The organism is Actinokineospora inagensis DSM 44258 (genome assembly GCF_000482865.1).
Taxonomy (GTDB): Bacteria; Actinomycetota; Actinomycetes; order Mycobacteriales; family Pseudonocardiaceae; genus Actinokineospora; species Actinokineospora inagensis.
This window is the reverse complement of sequence record NZ_AXWW01000018.1, coordinates 42,434-57,362: the sequence shown is the minus strand read 5'-3', so window position 1 is coordinate 57,362 and position 14,929 is coordinate 42,434. Positions and strand designations below refer to the sequence as shown.

18 protein-coding genes and 1 pseudogene are annotated in these 14,929 nt (G+C 70.7%); 13 read left to right on the top strand and 6 right to left on the bottom strand.

Going from position 1 to position 14,929, the window contains the following annotated elements; genetic code table 11:
* Positions 1 to 11: 11 nt before the first annotated feature.
* Positions 12 to 575 (bottom strand): RNA polymerase sigma factor SigE, encoded by a 564-nt coding sequence (gene sigE / locus H504_RS0107965; protein WP_035303660.1) that lies wholly within the window; start codon positions 573 to 575, stop codon positions 12 to 14.
* A gap of 229 nt (positions 576 to 804) precedes the next feature.
* On the opposite strand from sigE, the gene H504_RS0107960 reads away from it, so the two are divergent.
* Positions 805 to 1,443 (top strand): O-methyltransferase, encoded by a 639-nt coding sequence (locus H504_RS0107960; protein WP_026422346.1) that lies wholly within the window; start codon positions 805 to 807, stop codon positions 1,441 to 1,443.
* An 8-nt stretch (positions 1,444 to 1,451) separates the two neighbouring features.
* Here H504_RS0107960 and glgC read toward each other — a convergent pair whose 3' ends face one another.
* On the bottom strand, positions 1,452 to 2,669 hold the full coding sequence (gene glgC / locus H504_RS0107955) for a glucose-1-phosphate adenylyltransferase (protein WP_026422345.1): 1,218 nt from the start codon (positions 2,667 to 2,669) through the stop codon (positions 1,452 to 1,454).
* A gap of 139 nt (positions 2,670 to 2,808) precedes the next feature.
* On the opposite strand from glgC, the gene glgA reads away from it, so the two are divergent.
* Entirely contained in the window at positions 2,809 to 3,966 is a 1,158-nt protein-coding gene (gene glgA, locus H504_RS0107950) for a glycogen synthase (RefSeq protein ID WP_026422344.1), read from the top strand.
* Positions 3,967 to 3,994: 28 nt separating this feature from the next.
* Positions 3,995 to 4,480, top strand: coding sequence for a GtrA family protein (locus H504_RS41875; RefSeq protein WP_051385615.1), 486 nt, complete (start codon positions 3,995 to 3,997; stop codon positions 4,478 to 4,480).
* On the opposite strand, the gene H504_RS0107940 is transcribed toward H504_RS41875, so the two are convergent.
* Positions 4,402 to 5,895 (bottom strand): leucyl aminopeptidase, encoded by a 1,494-nt coding sequence (locus H504_RS0107940; RefSeq protein WP_026422343.1) that lies wholly within the window; start codon positions 5,893 to 5,895, stop codon positions 4,402 to 4,404. The genes H504_RS41875 and H504_RS0107940 overlap by 79 nt on opposite strands.
* Before the next feature lie 36 nt (positions 5,896 to 5,931).
* The gene (locus H504_RS39580; protein ID WP_018684035.1) at positions 5,932 to 6,099 is read right to left on the bottom strand and encodes a DUF3117 domain-containing protein; all 168 of its coding nucleotides are present in this window, start codon (positions 6,097 to 6,099) and stop codon (positions 5,932 to 5,934) included.
* A gap of 172 nt (positions 6,100 to 6,271) precedes the next feature.
* Between H504_RS39580 and H504_RS0107930 the strand changes: the two genes are divergently transcribed.
* Together H504_RS0107930 and H504_RS0107925 are read left to right on the top strand one after the other, a co-directional pair.
* Positions 6,272 to 7,072: a PaaX family transcriptional regulator gene (locus H504_RS0107930; protein WP_035303656.1), complete on the top strand. Its 801-nt coding sequence runs from the start codon at positions 6,272 to 6,274 to the stop codon at positions 7,070 to 7,072.
* 19 nt (positions 7,073 to 7,091) lie between these two features.
* A complete protein-coding gene (locus tag H504_RS0107925) occupies positions 7,092 to 7,880 on the top strand; it encodes an enoyl-CoA hydratase/isomerase family protein (protein ID WP_026422341.1) in 789 nt (262 codons plus the stop codon).
* A gap of 4 nt (positions 7,881 to 7,884) precedes the next feature.
* Here the strand turns inward: H504_RS0107925 and H504_RS0107920 are convergent, their stop codons facing one another.
* Together H504_RS0107920 and H504_RS0107915 are read right to left on the bottom strand one after the other, a co-directional pair.
* On the bottom strand, positions 7,885 to 8,418 hold the full coding sequence (locus tag H504_RS0107920) for a DUF1003 domain-containing protein (protein ID WP_026422340.1): 534 nt from the start codon (positions 8,416 to 8,418) through the stop codon (positions 7,885 to 7,887).
* The gene (locus H504_RS0107915; protein ID WP_157440273.1) at positions 8,411 to 9,673 is read right to left on the bottom strand and encodes a magnesium transporter MgtE N-terminal domain-containing protein; all 1,263 of its coding nucleotides are present in this window, start codon (positions 9,671 to 9,673) and stop codon (positions 8,411 to 8,413) included. Before H504_RS0107915 ends, H504_RS0107920 begins: the two co-directional genes overlap by 8 nt.
* Positions 9,674 to 9,829: 156 nt before the next feature.
* Between H504_RS0107915 and H504_RS0107910 the strand changes: the two genes are divergently transcribed.
* The 8 genes and pseudogenes from H504_RS0107910 (at position 9,830) to H504_RS0107875 (ending at position 14,870) form a co-directional block, all read left to right on the top strand.
* A complete protein-coding gene (locus H504_RS0107910) occupies positions 9,830 to 10,891 on the top strand; it encodes an HpcH/HpaI aldolase/citrate lyase family protein (RefSeq protein ID WP_026422338.1) in 1,062 nt (353 codons plus the stop codon).
* Entirely contained in the window at positions 10,884 to 11,741 is an 858-nt protein-coding gene (locus tag H504_RS0107905; RefSeq protein WP_026422337.1) for an HpcH/HpaI aldolase/citrate lyase family protein, read from the top strand. The genes H504_RS0107910 and H504_RS0107905 overlap by 8 nt, the downstream gene beginning before the upstream one ends.
* A gap of 24 nt (positions 11,742 to 11,765) precedes the next feature.
* Positions 11,766 to 11,879, top strand: a pseudogene (locus tag H504_RS42910) (AAA family ATPase); the annotation flags it as partial.
* 62 nt (positions 11,880 to 11,941) lie between these two features.
* Positions 11,942 to 12,361: a hypothetical protein gene (locus H504_RS42905; RefSeq protein ID WP_026422336.1), complete on the top strand. Its 420-nt coding sequence runs from the start codon at positions 11,942 to 11,944 to the stop codon at positions 12,359 to 12,361.
* A gap of 52 nt (positions 12,362 to 12,413) precedes the next feature.
* A complete protein-coding gene (locus tag H504_RS33890; protein ID WP_157440272.1) occupies positions 12,414 to 12,707 on the top strand; it encodes a hypothetical protein in 294 nt (97 codons plus the stop codon).
* Positions 12,708 to 12,831: 124 nt separating this feature from the next.
* Positions 12,832 to 13,008, top strand: coding sequence for a hypothetical protein (locus H504_RS40925; RefSeq protein WP_157440271.1), 177 nt, complete (start codon positions 12,832 to 12,834; stop codon positions 13,006 to 13,008).
* A gap of 91 nt (positions 13,009 to 13,099) precedes the next feature.
* Positions 13,100 to 14,293: an acyl-CoA dehydrogenase family protein gene (locus tag H504_RS0107880; RefSeq protein WP_026422335.1), complete on the top strand. Its 1,194-nt coding sequence runs from the start codon at positions 13,100 to 13,102 to the stop codon at positions 14,291 to 14,293.
* Positions 14,294 to 14,342: 49 nt separating this feature from the next.
* Positions 14,343 to 14,870, top strand: coding sequence for a YflT domain-containing protein (locus H504_RS0107875; protein ID WP_026422334.1), 528 nt, complete (start codon positions 14,343 to 14,345; stop codon positions 14,868 to 14,870).
* The last annotated feature ends 59 nt before the right edge of the window (positions 14,871 to 14,929 follow it).

Sequence of the window (14,929 nt, the reverse complement as noted above, 5' to 3'; positions counted from 1 at the left end):
GTCGACCTCCGTCATGCCTTCGCCTCCGCCCGTCGGCGTTCCAGGGCGGCGCGCAGGGCCTGGCGGCCCCGGTGGATCCTGCTGCGCACAGTACCCAGCTTCACCCCGAGGGTGGCGCCGATCTCCTCGTACGACAGGCCTTCCACATCGCACAGGACGACGGCGGCGCGGAACTCGGGTGGGAGCTCGTCGAGGGCGGCCTGCAGGTCCGGGTCGAGGTGGGTCTCGTCGTAGACCTCTTCCGGGCTGGGCTCGTCGCCCTCGATGCGGTCGGTGTCCTCGGGCAGGCCCTCCATCCGCAGCCGGGACCGGCGGCGGACCATGTCCAGGAACAGGTTGGTGGTGATGCGGTGCAGCCAGCCCTCGAAGGTGCCCGGCTTGTAGGACGCCAGCGACCGGAAGACCCGGATGAAGGTCTCCTGCGTCAGGTCCTCGGCGTCGTGCGCGTTGCCCGCCAGCCGGTAGGCGAGCCGGTACACCCGGTCGCCGTGCTCGCGGACGACCTCGTCCCAGCTCGGGACCGTCCACTCAGCGGCGGTGATCTCCACCGGCTTGACCTCGGCCGTGTCCTGCATCGTGGGGATGCGCACCTCCTGAAGGCTGTCCTGCCCACTCTCCCGCTCAACGCGCGTCTGGCCCACTGTGTTCCCCGTTTCCAGCGACTCCCCTGTTGAGTACCACCTTGGCGGCCGCCCTTATGGCGACCGTGAGAAGCGCCTGAGACGAGCCTGAGAAAACGTCGCCGGGTGACCTTCCGGTCAGGTTCACCCGTTTTGGCCACCACCGCCGCTAATCTGCGTTCCCGTGGCACCGGAACCGCCCAGCTCGGTCAGCGAGTACGTCGAGGGGTACCTCGCCGAGGACGACACGCTCGTCTCGGCGCGGGCACTCGGCGACCAGCTCGGCTGCCCGCCGGTGGGGCTCGCCGAGGGCGCCGCGCTGCGGTTCCTGGCGGCGGCGCTGCGGGCGAAGGCGGTCGTGGAGATCGGCACCGGGGTCGGCGTGAGCGGCCTGCACCTGCTCCGCGGGATGGCCGCGGACGGGGTGCTGACCTCGATCGACGTCGAGCCGGAGGTGCAGGCGGTCGCGAAGCGGGTGTTCCGGCAGGCGGGGGTGGCGCCCGGCCGCACCCGGCTGATCATGGGGCGGGCGCTGGACGTGCTGCCCCGGCTCAGCGACGGCGGGTACGACCTGCTGTACGTGGACGCCGCGAAGACCGAGTACCCGGAGTACCACGAGCACGGCGTGCGGCTGCTGCGCCCAGGCGGTGTGCTGGCCCTCGACCACGTCCTGTTCCAGGGCAACATCGCGAACCCGGCCCGGCGGGACGCGGAGACGCTGGCGCTGCGCGAGGTCGTCCGCAAGGTTCGCGAGGACGACCGTCTGGTGCCGCTGCTGCTGCCGATCGGCGACGGCCTGCTGCTCGCCGCGAAAATCACCTAGCGGGCCTCTTACTCGGCGCGGGTGCCCTTACCGAGTACGACCACGCCCCCGGCACTAACCGTGTACTGCTCCCGGTCGGCCTCGAGTTCCACGCCCAGTCGCACTCCGTCGGACACCACGACGTTCTTGTCCAGGATCGCCCGACGCACAACGGCGCCCTTACCGACACGGGCACCCGGGAGCAGGACGCTGCCCTCCACTATGGCCCCGTCCTCAATGACCACATCGGCGCTGATGACCGAGTCGGTGACGGTGGCGCCGGAGATGATGGATCCCGGCCCGACGATCGACTCGGTGGCCGTACCGGAGTTGACGAACTTGGCGGGCGCCAGCGGTGGGGTGGCCGTACGGATCGGCCACTTCTGGTTGTAGAGGTTGAAGACGGGGTGCACGGACACGAGGTCCATGTGCGCGTCGTAGTAAGCGTCGAGGGTTCCTACGTCGCGCCAATAGCCTCGGTCGCGTTCGGTCTCACCCGGGACGATGTTGTCGGCGAAGTCGTAGACGTGGGCGTTGCCGAGGTCCACCTGCGTGGGGATGATGTCGCCGCCCATGTCGTGCATGGAGTCGCGGTCGGCGGCGTCCGCGCGCAGCGCCTCGACGAGGGTGTCGGTCGAGAACAGGTAGTTGCCCATGGACGCGAACGTGACGTCCGGGTCGTCCGGCACCGACGGCGGGTTGTCCGGCTTCTCCAGGAACCGGGTGATCCGCCCGGTCGGGTCGGAGTCGATGCAGCCGAAGGCGCGCGCCTCCACCCGGGGCACCCGGATTCCGGCGACGGTCACCCCCGCGCCGGAGTCGATGTGCTGCTCCAGCATCTGGCCCGGGTCCATCCGGTAGACGTGGTCGGCGCCGAACACCGCGATGTAGTCCGGCTGCTCGTCGTAGACCAGGTTCAGCGACTGGTAGATGGCGTCGGCGCTGCCGGTGTACCAGCGCGGGCCGAGCCGCTGCTGCGCGGGCACCGGGGTGACGTACTGGCCGAGCACGTTCGACAGCCGCCACGTCGTGGAGATGTGCCGGTCCAACGAGTGCGACTTGTACTGGGTCAGCACGCACAACTGGTGGAAGCCCGCGTTGACGAGGTTCGACAGCACGAAGTCGACCAGCCGGTAGTTGCCCGCGAACGGGACGGCGGGCTTGGCCCGGTCGGCGGTGAGGGGCCAGAGGCGCTTGCCCTCGCCACCAGCCAACACGATCCCGAGTACGCGCGGCTTGCCCTTCACACGATGAATCTAACCGTCCGCGTGGTGGGTCTGCCATACGTGCTACTCCGTGTGGGCGCTCGTTGCTCTCGGCTTGGCCCCACGTTCACCCGCCCGCCGCATCCCGGTCCGACCGGGGCGCAGCGACTACGGTGTGGGGGTGCGCATCGGATTGCTGACCAGGGAGTACCCACCGGAGGTCTACGGCGGGGCGGGGGTGCACGTCGGGTACCTGGTGCCGCGGTTGCGCGAGCTGGTGGACGTGGACGTGCACTGCTTCGGTGGTCCGCGCGAGGACGCGACCGCGCACAACCCCGCGGCGGGTCTGGAGCAGGCGAACCCAGCGCTGCGAACGCTGTCGGCCGATCTGTCGATGACGGCGGCTCTTACCGGTGTCGACATCGCGCATTCGCACACCTGGTACGCGAACCACGCCGGGCAGCTCGCACAGGTCTTGCACGGTATCCCGCACGTGATCACGGCGCACTCGTTGGAGCCGCGCAGGCCGTGGAAGGCCGAGCAGTTGGGCGGCGGGTACCGGTTGTCCAGTTGGGTGGAGCGCACCGCGTACCTGGCGGCGGACGCGATCATCGCGGTCAGCGAGGGCATGCGCGCGGACGTGCTGGACTGCTACCCCGAGTTGGCCCCCGACCGGGTGCACGTGGTGCGCAACGGCATTGACGCGACCTCGTACCACCCGGTGTCCGAGGTGGACACCCTCGTCGAGCACGGCATCGACCCGGCGAAGCCGACGGTCGTGTTCGTCGGCCGGATCACCCGGCAAAAGGGCGTCGGGCACCTCGTCGCGGCCGCGCACCGGATAGACCCCACTGCGCAGGTAGTGCTGTGCGCGGGAGCGCCGGACACACCTGAGATCGCCGAGGAGACCCGCGCGGCCGTGGCCGAACTGGCCGAGCGGCGCGGCGGTGTGTTCTGGATCCAGCGGATGCTGCGGCAGACCGAGGTGCGGCAACTGCTCAGCCACGCCACAGTGTTCGTGTGCCCGTCGGTCTACGAGCCGTTGGGTATCGTCAACCTGGAGGCCATGGCGTGCGGTACCGCCGTCGTGGCCTCGGACGTCGGCGGGATCCCCGAGGTGGTCGCCGACGGGGAAACCGGACTGCTGGTGCCCTACGACGCCGACGACGAGCCCGCCTTCCGCGCTGGTCTCGCCGACGCGGTCAACACCCTGCTGTCCGATCCGGACCGCGCGGCGGCGATGGGCGCCGCCGGGCGCGCTAGAGCGGAACGGGAGTTCTCGTGGGCGTCGGTGGCGGAGCAGACCGTGCGGGTCTACCGGACGGCACTGGCGGGCTGAGCGGACCGTGTCTCGTACGGTGAACAGGGTGCGGGCCGTGCGGGTCAGGTTCACCCGCTACTCGGTGGCCTCGCTGATCGCCACCGGCATCAGCCAGCTCGTCCTGTTCGGCCTCTACGGTTGGGGCTGGCTGGGCGCGTTCTGGGCCAGCGCGGTCGCGTTCGCCGTGGGCGCGGTGCCGCACTTCGTGATGATCCGCTGGTGGGCGTGGGGGCAGCGCGGGGTGCCCCGGCTGACCCGGCAGGTCGTGGGTTACCTCGTGGTGACCGTGCTGGGCGGTCTCGTGTCGGTGCTGCTCACCACGGCCGCCGAGTGGCTGGTGACGCCGTTGGTGACCGACCGGGCCGCGCGGACGCTGGTGCTGAACGTGACCTACGTGCTGAGCGGCCTGCCGGTGTTCGTCGCCAAGTACGCCTTCCTGGACCGCGTGTTCGCTCAGGACACGTACGAGGCGACGAACTCGACCAAGGTGCGGGCCGCGAAACCGGTGGCGCCGGGCACGACGTCGTCGTAGACGCGGTCCGCGCGCGCGGGGCCCGCGATGTCCAGGTGGGCCCAGGGGAGTCCACCGGTGAACTCGCGGAGGAAGAGGGCGGCGGTGATGGAGCCGGGGCCGGGCGGGCATTGCCGGACGTCCGCGATGTCGCTGGGGACCTCGGCGGCGGAGTGGGCCAGCAGCGGCATCCGCCAGAGCGGTTCACCCGCCTGGGCGCCGGCGGCGGTGAGGCGGATGGCGAGGGCGTCGTCGTTGCTGAAGAGGCCGCCGACGCGGGTGCCGAGGGCGATCTTCATGGCACCGGTCAAGGTGGCCGTGTCGACAAGAACGTCTACACCGAGGTCTTGGTGGGCGTATGTCAGCGCGTCGGCCAGGACGATGCGGCCCTCGGCGTCGGTATTGGTGATCTCGGTGGTTTTACCGCCGTAGTGGCGCACCACGTCACCGGGGCGGTAAGAGGAGCCGGACACGTGGTTCTCCGCGCACGGCACAAGACCGGTAACCCGCACGGGTAGTCCAAGCCGCGCGATCGCGACGACGGCGGCGATCACGGCCGCGCCGCCCGCCATGTCCGTGCGCATGAGGTGCATGCCGTCGGCGGGTTTAATGGAGATGCCGCCGGTGTCGAAGGTGATGCCCTTGCCGACCAGGCCGATGTGCGGGCCGGTCGCGGCCGCGGGCTCATAGCTCAGGTGCACCAGGCGGGGCGGCCGGGAGGAGCCGCCGCCAACCGCGATGATGCCGCCGAAACCCTGCGCGGCCAGCCACTTCTCGTCGTGGACCTGCGCGGACAGGTCCTTGATCCGGGCGGCGGCCTTCGTCGCGGCGCGTGCCAGCCAGGCCGGGTCCTTGACGTTGGACGGGGTGTTGGCCAGGTCGCGGGTGAGCGCGGTCGCCGAGGAGAGCACGGCGGCCCGGCGCAGCGCCCCGGCGGTCCGCTCGCGACGGTCGCGTTCGGACACCACCAGCCGCACGGACCGCAGCCGGGGGGCCTGCTCGGCGGCGGTGACGGTGTACCGGTAGCCGCCGAGGCGCAGGCCGGTGGCGAACCAGCCGAGCGCGTCGGCGTCGACGTCGGCCGGGACCTCGACCTGCAGCGCGTCGCCTGCGGCCGGGTCGTTCTCCAGGTGGGAGTTGGCGGCGCGGGCCAGGGCCGCGCCCGCGCCGCGCCAGTTCCCCGGTTCGCCCGCGCCGACCCCGAGCGCCCAGCGCACGGTCGAGCCCACCGGGCCGCGGTGGGTCTCGCCTGCCTTGCCGGTCAGCCCGACGGCGGCCGCCCACTCGGGGGCCAGGTCGGCCCCGCCTGGGCCGATCTGGGCGGTCCCGTCGGCGGATGTCCTGGTGAGCACGACGACCGGCACCGCGGCGGCGGGCCCGGCCGACACCTCCACGTCGGGCAGCCTGGTCGGGGTCGGCGGGGTCGGCGCGGTCAAACGATCCTCCGGGGCGGGGTGGTGGGGCGGGGCTGGTCAGCCCGCGGCGGACTTGAGCGCGTCGCCGAGGTTGCTGGCCTCCTCCGGGGTCATCTCGACCACCAGACGTCCGCCGCCCTCGAGCGGGACGCGCATCACGATGCCCCGGCCCTCCTTGGTCACTTCGAGGGGACCGTCCCCGGTCCGGGGCTTCATGGCCGCCATAGCGTGCTCCCTCCGTCATAGCCTGCCCACCCGGCGCGGCGAGGCCGACCGGGTCTGCGCCATTCTCCCCCATCCGGCTCGCGGCGGTGAAATCGGAACCGATCATCGCGTGTCGGGTGACCGGCCACGATAGGTGGCGCGGACGGTCGCCGCCCTGCCAGACTCGACGGTCGTGCGCGCCCGTTCCGCCCTCTTCGACGTCTTCGGCGGCCACCTGCGCCAGCGGGACGGCTCGGCCACCATCGCGGCCCTGGTCAGACTGCTGGAGCCGGTGGGGTTCGGCGCGCCCGCGATCCGCACGGCGGTGTCCAGGATGGTCCGGCAGGGCTGGCTGACCCCGGTCCGGCTGCCCGACGGCCCCGGGTACGCGCTGACCGGCCGCGCCGAGCGGCGGCTGGACGAGGCGGGCGCCCGGATCTACCGCACCGGTCCCTCCACATGGGACGGGCGGTGGCACGTGGTGGTGCTGCCGGACCCGCGGGCCAGGGTGGCCAGGGAGCGGTTGTCGTCGTCGCTGCGGCTGCTCGGTTACGGTCCGTTGGGGGCGTCCACCTGGGTGTCACCGCGGCCGTCCGCCGAACTGGACGAGGTGCTGGCCGCCGAGGGCGTGTCGGCGCAGGTCTTCCACGGTCCGCACGCCGGGTCGGACGCCGACCTGGCGGCGCGGGCCTGGGACCTCACCGGACTGGGCGCGCGGTACCGCGGGTTCGTCGCCGAGTGGTCCCCGGTGATGTCCGCTGTGGACGGCGCGGACCCGGCGGCGGCGTTCGCGGCCAACCAGCGGCTGCTCTCGGCGTGGCGGAAGTTCCTGTTCCAGGACCCGGGCCTGCCCCGTGAGCTGCTGCCGGTCGACTGGCCGGGCGCGGTGGCCGCCGACTTCTTCGACACCCAGACCGCCCGGTTGGCGGCCGCGGTGACCGAGTTCCTGGACGGCTGCCTGGCCGGTGGTGGTAAGCAGAGGACTACCGCGTGACCAGGAGAGGTGGCCCGCAGTGACCGAGGTTCTGACGATCGAAGACCACGACGGCGTGCGAACGCTGACGATGAACCGCCCGGAGTCCTTCAACTCGTTGACGGTGGAGTTGAAGGAAGCCCTGATCACGGCGTTGGACTCCGCCGCGTCGGACGCGTCGGTGCGGTCGGTGGTTCTTACCGGTGCGGGTAAGGCTTTCTGCGCGGGCCAAGACCTCAAGGAACACGTGGAGTTGCTGCGGGGCGGTGATCCCGAGCCGCTGGCGACGGTCGACAAGCACTACAACCGGATCGTGACGGCGATCACCACCCTGCCCAAGCCGATCATCGCCGCGGTGAACGGCATGGCCGCCGGGGCCGGGGCGTCTTTCGCCTACGCGTGTGACCTGCGGATCGTGGCCACGACGACCCGGTTCCTGATGGCGTTCGCGGGCGTCGGCCTGTCCGCGGACTCCGGGGCGTCCTGGACGCTGCCGCGGCTGATCGGGTACGGCCGCGCGATGGAGATGCTGCTGCTCGCCAAGCCGGTCGACGCGGAGGAGGCGCTGCGGATCGGGCTGGTGAACCTGGTGCTGCCCGCCGAGAACGTGCTGCCCGCGGCCCAGGGGCTGGCGTCGACCATGGCGGCCGGTCCGACCACGGCCTACGCGAAGATCAAAGAGGCGCTGCTGGCGTCGGCCGGGTCCTCGCTCGCCGACGGGCTGGCGGTGGAGGGCCGGACGCAGCGGGAAGCGGGCGGGTCGGCCGACCACCGGGAAGGCGTGGAGGCGTTCGTGGCGAAGCGGCAGCCGGAGTTCGTCGGCCGGTAGGCGCTCACCGCTTGGCGTCCTCCCAGCGCGGGTCGTCCCTGATCACCTCGGGGTCGGTCCGCTTCGCGCGCTTGCCCTTCAGGTCGCCGCGCAGCTTGTCCAACTCGCCGCGCAGGTAGTCCCGGGTGGCCACCTCGCCGATGGCCAACCGCAGCGCCGCGAGCTCCCTGGCCAGGAACTCCGTGTCCGCCTTGGTCTGCGCGGCGCGGGCCCGGTCCTCCTCGAGGGACACGCGGTCCCGGTCGTCCTGCCGGTTCTGCGCGAGCAGGATCAACGGGGCCGCGTAGGCCGCCTGGGTGGAGAACGCCAGGTTGAGCAGGATGAACGGGTACGGGTCCCACCGCAGGGTCACCGCGACCAGGTTCAGCACGATCCACACGACGACGATCAGCGTCTGCCAGAACAGGAACTTCCCGGTGCCCAGGAAGCGGGCCAGCCGCTCCGAGAACCGGCCGAACGCGTCCGGGTCGATCGCGAACCGGAACCCACGGGGCCGCCGCGGCTGGTCGAGGCGGCGGCGGGTGATCGGCTCAGGCACGGTCGCCCCCGTTGCGCACGGACTCGCGCTCCCGCCAGCCGTCGGGCAGGAGGTGGTCGAGGACGTCGTCCACGGTGACCGCGCCCAGCAGGTGTTCCTCGTCGTCCACGACCGGGGCGCACACCAGGTTGTAGGTGGCGAAGTACCGGGTCACCTCGATGAGGGAGTCGGTCGGGCGCAGCCGGGCCAGTTCCTTGTCGACCGCCCCGGCCACCAGTTCGAACGGTGCCTCGCGCAGCAACCGCTGGATGTGCACGCACCCCAGGTAGCGGCCGGTCGGGGTGGCGGTCGGCGGTCGGCAGACGAAGACCATGCTCGCCAACGCCGGTGTCAGGTCGGGGTTGCGGACCCTGGCGAGCGCCTCGGCGACCGGCGCGTCCGGGGTCAGCACGATCGGCTCCGGGGTCATCAGGCCGCCCGCCGTGTCGAAGGAGTACTCCAGCAGCCGCTTGACCGGCGCCGACTCCTCCGGCTCCATCAGCTCCAGCAGCCGGTTCTTGTCCAATTCGGACAGTTCGGCGAGCAGGTCGGCGGCGTCGTCCGGGTCCATCGCCTCCAGGACGTCGGCGGCGCGCTCCTCGTCCAGGTGCGCCAGCAGCTCCTTCTGGTCGTCCTCAGGGAGCTCCTCGATGACGTCGGCGAGCCGCTCGTCGTCGAGCGCGTCGGCGACCTCGTACCGGCGTTTGAGCGGCAGGTCCTGCAACGCGGTCGCCACGTCCGCGGCGCGCATGGTGTCGAACACGGCCAGCAACTGGTCGGCCGCCTGCGGGGCGCCGGTGAGCTCGGTGATGCCGGGGGCGCGGATGTCCGACCAGGCCAGCACCGTGATCGGGCCGCGCCTGCCCAGCCGCCCGGTGCGCTCGCGGATGGCGAGCCTGCCGAGCACCCAGTCCCGCGTCCTGGTCGGCTCCATGGCCGTGTCGACCACCACGGCCCGCGCGCCGGACTCCGCGATCGTCACCCTGGCGTCGAGCAGTTGCCCGACCACCAGGACCTCGTTCGGGCGCTGGTGGAAGTGCCGCAGGTTCACCGACCCGGTGGACAGCGTCACCGCGTTCACGTCGATCGTGGCCACCCGCAGCATCGGCACGAAGATCCGCCGCCGGGTCGCGAGCTCGATCACCACCCCGAGCACCCGCGGCGGCGACCCGTCCGAGCGCAGCCCGGCCACCAGGTCGCGGATCCGCCCGATCGACTCGCCGTCCGGGCCGAAGACCGGCAGACCGAGCAGTTGCGCGACGAAGATCTTGCTCATGCCTGCCACCCGGCCAGGCTAGTCCGACCGGGCGTGAGCCACCCGTCAGCGCGGCGGGTGGTTGTGCCGGTGACCACATGGCGGTGCGCGGACGGGCGTGGTCGACTACAACTCCCGCTGGTTGTTACTCGCCGGTTAACCCCGATCGGAGGGCCCATGCGTTCCGCGAAGGACTTCTTCCGCCCGCTCGCCGTCGGTGCGCCGCGACCGCTGCGGGAGATCCCGTTCCGACCGTCCCGCATGATCCACTTCTTCGACCCGGGCAACGAGAAGATGGCGGCGAAGGTCCCGGACCTGGTCGCGCAGGCCGACGTCGTGCTGGGCAACCTCGAGGACGCCATCCGCGCGGACCGCAAGGAGGAGGCGCGGGCGGGGCTGGTGCGGATCGCGAAGACGACCGACTTCGGCGACACGCAGTTGTGGACCAGGGTCAACAGCCTGGACTCGCCGTGGGTGCTCGACGACCTGATCACGCTGGTCACCGAGATCGGCGACAAGCTCGACGTGGTCATGGTGCCGAAGGTGGAGAGCGCGGCCGACATCCACTACGTCGACCGGCTGCTGGCCCAGTTGGAGGCCCGCGCGGGACTGCGGCGACCGGTGCTCGTGCACGCGTTGCTGGAAACGGCGAGCGGCGTGGCGAACGTCGAGGAGATCGCGCTGGCGAGCCCGCGTATGCAAGGGATCTCGTTGGGGCCCGCGGACTTGGCGGCGAGTCGCCGCATGAAGACCACACGCGTGGGGGGAGGGCATCCCGGGTACATCGTGCGCACCGACCCCACCGGCGACGATTACGTCAACGGGCGCACCACATACCAACAAGACCTATGGCACTACACCGTCGCGCGCATGGTCGACGCTTGCGCCGCTGCGGGAATCCTGCCGTACTACGGGCCTTTCGGTGACATCGCCGATGTTGTCGCGTGCGAGGACCAGTTCCGTAACGCCTTCCTGCTCGGTTGCGTCGGCGCGTGGAGCCTGCACCCCAAGCAGATCGCCATCGCGCGGAAGGTGTTCTCCCCAGACCCGGCGGAGGTGGCCTGGGCGCGCCGGGTGATCGCCGCGATGGGGGATGGCACCGGCGCCGTGATGTTGGACGGCAAGATGCAGGACGACGCGACGGTCAAGCAGTGCCGGGTGATGGTCGACCTGGCCGACGCACTCGCCGCCCGCGACCCGGAACTCGCCCGCGCCTATGAGGAGACCGACCGTGCCTGACCACCGCCCCCGCCGGTCCGTCCTCTACATGCCCGGCGCCAACGAACGCGCCCTGGAGAAGGCCAAAACCCTCTCCGCCGACGCGCTCATCCTCGACCTGGAGGACTCGGTTTCCCCGGACGCCAAGGAAATCGGCCGCACCCGCGTCTGCGCGGCCGTTGGCGAATACGGGTCGCGCGAGGTGGCCATCCGGGTCAACGGCCTGGACACCGAGTGGTTCGCCGACGACATGGCCGCCGCCTGCGCGGTCGGCCCGGACGCCATCGTGGTCCCCAAGGTCAACTCGGCGGCCGACGTCCACCGCGTCGCCGCCGCGATGACCGCCGCCCCGGACCGGACCGAGATCTGGGCCATGGTCGAAACCCCCGCCGCGATGCTGTCCGCGTACGACATCGCCGCCGCCTCCCCCCGGCTGACCGTCCTCGTCCTGGGCACCAACGACCTCGCGAAGGAGTTGCACGCCGAACACGTCCCCGGCCGCGCGCCCCTGCTGACCAGCCTCTCCCTGGCCCTGCTCGGCGCGCGAGCCGCAGCCAAATCCATCCTCGACGGCGTCTACAACGACGTGCAGGACTCGGACGGGTTCGCCGCTGAATGCACCCAGGCCCGCCAGTTCGGTTTTGACGGCAAGACCCTCATCCACCCGAGCCAGTTGGCCCCCTGCAACGACATCTTCGCCCCATCCGCCGCCGAGATCGCCCACGCGGAGAAGGTCATCGCCGCCTTCGAAGCCGCCAAGGCCGAGGGCAGGGGCGTGGCCACGGTCGACGGCAAAATGATCGAAAACCTGCACGTCGCCAACGCCCACCGCATCCTCACCGTCGCCGCCGCCATCGCGGACCGGGACTAACGACCCCACCAACCGAACCACGCCGTGGTCGAGCACGCGTTGAACCAGATCGAGGTGGCCGGATTCACCTCGATCTCGCAGGCAACGGTCACTCTTGGCCCGATCAACGTGTTCGTCGGTGCCAACGGCGCGGGTAAGAGCAACCTCATCCGCGCCTTCGAACTCCTCGGGCCGCATCGTGGACGGCGAACTCGGCCTCTATGTTGGCCTCAACGCGGTCGGACGCGGGCAACCTGGCCGCCGTGCTCTTGGCGATGCGGGGTAGCGACGCCCCGGTGGTCGGGGCCGCGTACCGGCGCATCGTCGCCGTTGTGCGCCAGGTGGCCCCCTTCTTCCGCGATTTCGTTCTTGAGCCGGAGAACGACCGGGTTCGTCTCCGCTGGCGCCAGGTCGAGGAAGCGGTGGTCAACGACCTCCTGCTGCCGCACTTCCAGCAGGTCGGCTGGGCGGTGTCGATGTCGATCATCACCACCCGCCGGACCCGCCAAGCGGTTGCTGCGCCACTGCCCGACTACATGAAGACCATCGAAGGTCCGCTCGCGGTGGCCGCGCTCGGAGTGGCCGGGTTGCGCGCGAAGTGCCCGCACGGTGATGAGTGGCTGCGGAGCCTGAGCGCCTGACGCTTTGGTGAACTTGGCTCGGGGTGTCGGGGGCGCGTGTCAGGGTGCGGTTGTGGATGTTTCGGAGTGGTGGGTGCTGGTCGAGCGCATTGGGGAGCCGTGCAAGGTTCTTGAGACGCACGGGGTGGGGGCGCGGGAGGCGGCGGATGAGGTGGCGGCTCGGGTGGCGCGGGAGTTCAAGCCCCGGGTGATGCGGGTGGTGCGGCAGCGGTTGGTTTATCGGCGGCCGGAGGGTGGGTACTTGGTGCGGGTCGAGGGGATGACCGGGGAGGACTACTTCCGGGTGTCGGTGGTGGAGTTGGTGGCGCGGCTGGACGGTAAAGGCAATGCGGTGACCTCCGCGTGATGTTCACCGAGCGTGTTCGGGCCAGGTCAAGGACGTGACCACGTGGCCGGGGTTGCGGTGACATAACGCACAGATCACGTCCGAGACTTGCTCGTGACCATGGCGGTGCGGTGCCCTAGACGGCATGGGTAGACACAGCCTTCCTCCCGAGCGCGGGGTGCTGAGCATCTTCAAGCGACGGGAGCGGGACGACCTGTTCGACCGCAGTTTCCGGCCCTGTGCCGGGTGTGGTGCCGATGTGTACGTGCTGGCCGAGGACTGCAAGGACTGCGGCTCGGCCCTGGAGCTGCGGGCGGGCTGACCGCCGGAGTGGTGTGCGGCACTTCGAAGGCGCGAACGGGCGTTAACCGCGACATACTGGCCGGTAACAAATACCGGGACTAGGAGGTCGCATGGCCCGCCTCGCGCAGACCGCCGGACTGACCGACATCCAGCGGGAGATCCTGGCCACCGTCAAGGACTTCGTCGACAAGGAAGTCATCCCGCACGCGCAGGCCCTGGAGCACGCCGATGAATACCCGGCGGACATCGTGGCGGGTATGCGGGAGATGGGCCTGTTCGGGCTGACCATCCCGGAGGAGTACGGCGGCCTCGGCGAGTCGCTGCTGACCTACGCGCTGGTCGTGGAGCAGATCGCCCGGGGCTGGATGAGCGTGTCGGGGGTCATCAACACGCACTTCATCGTCGCCCACATGATCAAGCAGCACGGGACCGACGCGCAGAAGCGGCACTACCTGCCCCGGATGGCGACCGGTGAGGTGCGCGGCGCGTTCTCCATGTCCGAGCCCGACCTCGGCTCCGACGTGGCCGCCATCAAAACCCGGGCCAAGCGCGACGGTGACGAGTACGTGATCGACGGCGCGAAGATGTGGCTGACCAACGGCGGCAGTTCGACCCTCATCGCGCTGCTCGCCCGCACCGACGAGGGTGCCGAGAAGCCGCACCGGAACCTGACCGCGTTCCTGGTCGACAAGCCGGCGGGGTTCGGCGAGGTGGTGCCCGGCCTGACCATCCCCGGCAAGATCGAGAAGATGGGCTACAAGGGCGTCGACACGACCGAGGCCGTGTTCGACGGGTACCGGATCGGCGCCGACAAGGTCCTCGGGGAGGCCCCCGGCCAGGGTTTCGGCTTCATGATGGACGGCGTCGAGGTCGGTCGGGTCAACGTCGCCGCCCGCGCCTGCGGTATCGCGATCCGCGCGTTCGAACTCGCCGTCGACTACGCCCAGCAGCGCAGGACCTTCGGCAAACCCATCGCCGAGCACCAGGCCATCGCGTTCAAGCTCGCCGAGATGGCCACCAAGGTCGAGGCCGCGCACCTGATGACGGTCAACGCCGCCCGGCTCAAGGACTCCGGGCAGCGCAACGACGTAGCGGCGGGCATGGCCAAGCTGCTGGCCAGCGAGTACTGCGCCGAGGTCACCCAGGAGGCGTTCCGCATCCACGGCGGCTACGGCTACTCGAAGGAGTACGAGATCGAGCGGCTGATGCGCGAGGCCCCGTTCCTGCTCATCGGCGAGGGCACCAGCGAGATCCAGAAGACGATCATCTCGCGCGGCCTGCTCCGGGAGTACCGCGCCCGCTGACCAGGTGTCGGGTTCGCACGGTTCGGCCGGGGTTGGCAGGATGGACGGCATGACCGGTGCGTTCTCCGGCCCTGGACGAGCGAACCAGGGTCTCCCCAAGGTACCCACCCCGCCCACCGGGTGGCCGATCGGCTCGTACGACACGTACCAGGAGGCCCACCGCGCGGTGGAGCACCTGGCGGGCAACGAGTTCCCCGTCGAGGAGGTGACCATCGTCGGGGTGGACCTCATGCTCGTCGAGCGGGTCATCGGGCGGTTGAGCTGGCCGAAGGTGTTGGGCACCGGGGCGCTCTCCGGCGCCTGGTTCGGCCTGTTCGTCGGGCTGCTGCTCGGGCTGTTCAACCAGCAGCAGGCCTCGTTCGGCCCGATCCTGGTCGGCCTGGCGATCGGCGTCGTCTTCGGTGTGGTGTTCGCGGCGGCGGGCTACGCCAGCACGCGTGGCCGCGGCCGCGAGATCGCCTCGGCGACGCAGTTGGTGGCGGGCCGCTACGACGTCCTCGCCCAACCCCGCAACGCCGAACGCGGCCGCGACCTGCTGGCCAAGCTGTCCCTACGACCGAATCGGGGTACCGAGTAGCGGCCTCGGACAGTACCGACTGGGTCGTCCGCGTGCGCCGAATTGCGGGCCGTGATCAC

Coding starts and splice junctions, on each gene's coding strand:
- H504_RS0107910 (WP_026422338.1), top strand. CDS start 9,830: ATGCGTTCCGCGAAGGACTTCTTCCGCCCGCTCGCCGTCGGTGCGCCG.
- H504_RS40925 (WP_157440271.1), top strand. CDS start 12,832: ATGGGTAGACACAGCCTTCCTCCCGAGCGCGGGGTGCTGAGCATCTTC.
- H504_RS0107880 (WP_026422335.1), top strand. CDS start 13,100: ATGGCCCGCCTCGCGCAGACCGCCGGACTGACCGACATCCAGCGGGAG.
- H504_RS42905 (WP_026422336.1), top strand. CDS start 11,942: ATGTTGGCCTCAACGCGGTCGGACGCGGGCAACCTGGCCGCCGTGCTC.
- H504_RS0107915 (WP_157440273.1), bottom strand. CDS start 9,673: ATGAGCAAGATCTTCGTCGCGCAACTGCTCGGTCTGCCGGTCTTCGGC.
- H504_RS0107875 (WP_026422334.1), top strand. CDS start 14,343: ATGACCGGTGCGTTCTCCGGCCCTGGACGAGCGAACCAGGGTCTCCCC.
- sigE (WP_035303660.1), bottom strand. CDS start 575: ATGCAGGACACGGCCGAGGTCAAGCCGGTGGAGATCACCGCCGCTGAG.
- H504_RS39580 (WP_018684035.1), bottom strand. CDS start 6,099: ATGGCGGCCATGAAGCCCCGGACCGGGGACGGTCCCCTCGAAGTGACC.